This is a genomic window from Entomohabitans teleogrylli (genome assembly GCF_001484765.1).
Lineage (GTDB): Bacteria > Pseudomonadota > Gammaproteobacteria > Enterobacterales > Enterobacteriaceae > Entomohabitans > Entomohabitans teleogrylli.
Map to the genome: position 1 here is coordinate 1 of NZ_LLXO01000072.1, position 2,482 is coordinate 2,482.

The following is a 2,482-nucleotide window of genomic DNA, read 5'->3' on the forward strand; positions in this document are numbered from 1 at the left end:
CGAACTGAGCGAGACGGAGAAGCAGACGGTGAGCGCGCTGGCGACGCTGGCGTCGGGTCTGGCGGGCGGTCTGACGGGAGACAGCACCGCAGAGGCGGTATCGGCCGCGCAGGCCGGAAAGACGACGGTGGAGAATAACTATCTGAGTGACAAGGAAGCACACCAGTTTGATAAAGAACTGTCTGACTGTAAGAAGTCAGGTGGTGACTGTAATAAGGTTATTGAGAAGTACATCAATATCAGCAATAAAAACAGTAATGAACTGGCCGAAGCATGCACCGGCGGCGGAGTGACTTGTGTGACATGGGAAGAACTTGTACAGGCCTCCACTAATGCTGCTGTTGATGATGATCCTAATACACTTTATACGATACGTCTGGGTGAAAGACTGAAAGACCCGGATGCTGCCGCTATTGTCAGATACCTCAATGGTTCAGATCTAAAATTCCTGCAAGACAATATTACTGACGGTGACCGCCTTATGGCGATAGTTATGGACCCAACGTCTTGGCCCTTTATGGTAATGGGTGGAAAAGCGATATTTTCAAATGCGGCCAATAATACTAAAAGCCAGTTAATCGCAGTAGGTGTATCGGCGGCAGCTAACGCAGGTATTCAATACGGCGTAACTGGAGAGGTGAAACTCTCAGATGTTATTGGGGCGGGTGTGATAGGAGCAATTACAGCAGGTAAAGGTTATAACCCGACTGTCACCTGGAATTCTGTCGGTGGATATTATTCAGCAGAGATTAAAGGTGATGATCCGTTTATGGGAGTCCTGCTGGCTAAAACCGGAGCTTCAATAGGTTATGCCGCAGGTAATGTTCTAAAAGTACCATTTGATAAAAAGTTAAATCCAATATCAAAGCAATATGAGTGGGTACCGACAGGAGTCTGGACAATAACCAAACCAGTACCACAACATCCATTGCCATCCATAGTAGGTAATGTTGGGGATTCTGCTGTGTCTGGGATTGTTCAGGATAAACTGAATGGCTTGGGAGGTAATGATGAGAAATAGCACTAAATCATTACTTAATCTTTTATATTTATGTTGCTCAATGAGCTTTTTATTGTTCATCTTAGCAATGTTTGGCTGTTTGTTAGGGGCGTGGTTGGCCTGGGATATAAATGACAGTTTTCCATTTTCATCGGAAGATTTATTTATTTGTCTTAAATTGACGTGGATGGGTCCACCTATAGGTTTGATTTTTTGGCATTTCTATTATCGATGAGTTCTGACAAATCCCAACTCTTGTTGTTGGGATTTATGTGGAGAATAATGCTTTGGCCTCGCGAGATCTCGGTGACTGTCGAACAATGTCGGCAGAAGCCTGCGGTAAGGCTAAAGAATTAAGCCAGAAGATTCTGGATAAGAATCTGCCCTCAGTTGAGGATATGCGCGATAAGCTAGCTGCCTGTCAGGATGACAGTTGTAAGCAGTCTGTCTGGCAGGAGTACCGGCAGGCCAGCGACAAAACCATTGAAACTCTGAAACAAATGGCGCTGAATGGGGAACTGAGCCGCGAAGAACTGGCGTTTATCAACCATGACTTAGCCAAAGAGTTAGCTTTTGGTGGGAGACTGGATAACGATAAAGTTGGCCGCTCTGAATATATGAGCTGGCTGGGTAATGGCAGTGGTCCTCTGTCCGGGTTCTTCAATGCAGAGTTTCGGGAAAAGGAACTGGTAAATCAAGGATTTTCACCGGAAGATGCGGCCAAGAAAGTCAGGGAAGATCAGCGGAATATGATGCTGATGGAAGCGGCTGTAGGGATCTTAGGTGCAAACTCCAAAGGTATTAAGAATACTTATAGTTCCATTAAAAATGCGCCGTTATATCCTCAAGGATTTAGAGCGATACAGAACGGAACTGTTAAGAATACGGTGAATAATAAAGAAGTTTTGGATAGTCTGAGAGCCATAGAATCTGGAAAGTGGAGTAAAGTATATAAAGATGGATATGACGTATCGGGTAATAAAATATCTGTTCATTACTTCCAAAGCCAGAGTGGTAAAGTGTTTGATGTTAAAGTTAAACCGGGCTGGAGCAATCAAAAATGAAACTTAATTATAAAATTAGTCAAGGCGATGCAGATAAATTTATAGGTTTTTTAACCTTGGGTATTTTATATTGTCTTGAAAATAAAATAATATCTATTGATGAGGCTGAGGGGTTTATTTTCAAGCCTTATGTTCATGACTTATTGGAAAAAATGAATTCATCAGATGAGTTGGTGGATGTAATTAAACTTGGGTGTGAGTTAGAGGATATAGAAAGTTTAATGCCTGATAGGTTACAAGATAATATTAATGGCTTATTTAATCGAACATTATCAATGATTGAAAACAGCCGTGAAATTGGGCGACTAGTTGATAAAGATATCATTCTAACTGATGAGTGAAAAATCCCGGTCAGAACGATCTGACCGGGATCTTTTTGTGCACAGAAAACCCCCAGCTAGGCTGGGGGTTCCGGAAA

Annotated in this window: 3 protein-coding genes; all 3 read left to right on the forward strand. The window is 42.8% G+C overall.

Going from position 1 to position 2,482, the window contains the following annotated elements; all coding sequences use genetic code 11:
* A partial coding sequence (locus AQ981_RS27065) for a VENN motif pre-toxin domain-containing protein (RefSeq protein WP_249226392.1) occupies nt 1–1,021 on the forward strand: 1,021 nt, incomplete at its 5' end.
* 299 nt (nt 1,022–1,320) lie between these two features.
* The gene (locus AQ981_RS25195) at nt 1,321–2,064 is read left to right on the forward strand and encodes a hypothetical protein (RefSeq protein WP_058914501.1); all 744 of its coding nucleotides are present in this window, start codon (nt 1,321–1,323) and stop codon (nt 2,062–2,064) included.
* On the forward strand, nt 2,061–2,405 hold the full coding sequence (locus AQ981_RS25200; protein WP_058914502.1) for a DUF3969 family protein: 345 nt from the start codon (nt 2,061–2,063) through the stop codon (nt 2,403–2,405). Before AQ981_RS25195 ends, AQ981_RS25200 begins: the two co-directional genes overlap by 4 nt.
* The last annotated feature ends 77 nt before the right edge of the window (nt 2,406–2,482 follow it).

What these genes read in the sequence shown, in the direction of transcription:
- AQ981_RS25195 (WP_058914501.1), top strand. Translation starts at nt 1,321, where the DNA reads ATGTCGGCAGAAGCCTGCGGTAAGGCTAAAGAATTAAGCCAGAAGATT.
- AQ981_RS25200 (WP_058914502.1), top strand. Translation starts at nt 2,061, where the DNA reads ATGAAACTTAATTATAAAATTAGTCAAGGCGATGCAGATAAATTTATA.